At 39.2% G+C, this 697-nt stretch carries 1 protein-coding gene; it reads left to right on the forward strand.

Annotated elements, in window-relative coordinates; genetic code table 11:
- Nucleotides 1-306: 306 nt before the first annotated feature.
- Nucleotides 307-697 (forward strand): enoyl-CoA hydratase-related protein (locus A3766_RS03200; protein ID WP_197479258.1); only part of this gene is annotated, 391 nt, incomplete at its 3' end.

The raw sequence follows: 697 nt of genomic DNA on the forward strand, positions 1-697 counted from the left end.
TTGTATTGAATTTGTTCTTTGGTGGAATAATAAATTCGTTAAAAAGGCATAATTTTAAAAAAACCTATAAAACAAATGGATAGGTGATTGTTCTGTTGGAAAATCTAGAAAAGAATTGTTTACTTATGTCAATAATAATTGACAAATGATGGATTTTTTTACATGGTTCGCACACGCAATTCAAACGAGCGTATGAATTTCGAAAATTCCCGCGAAATATGCGGGCCCAAAAAAACTTTGTTGGAGCCTCGACCTTTCAGAGGACGTAGGTAGACCAGCACGGATAATTAACTTGGAGAACAGTTGATGATTTACGAAGGTAAAGCCATCACGGTTAAAGAGATTGAAGGCGGAATCGCACAGCTAAATTTCGATTTAGAGGGCGAGTCAGTCAATAAGTTTAACCGACTTACTATTGAAGAGCTTGGCGCAGCAGCGGAAAGCTTAAAGAACGCAAACGGCATTAAGGGCTTGATTGTTACAAGTTCAAAAGATTGCTTTATCGTTGGCGCAGATATCACAGAATTTACTGACTTGTTTGCTGGTTCTGAAGAAGAGCTTATCGCAAACAACTTGCAGGCCAACGCTGTATTTAGTGCAATTGAAGATCTTCCGTTTCCATCTGTAACTGCTATCAACGGTATTGCGTTGGGTGGCGGTTTCGAGATGTGTCTGTCTACGGACTATCGTGTTATGT

The sequence above is a fragment of the Oleiphilus sp. HI0132 genome (assembly GCF_001635845.1).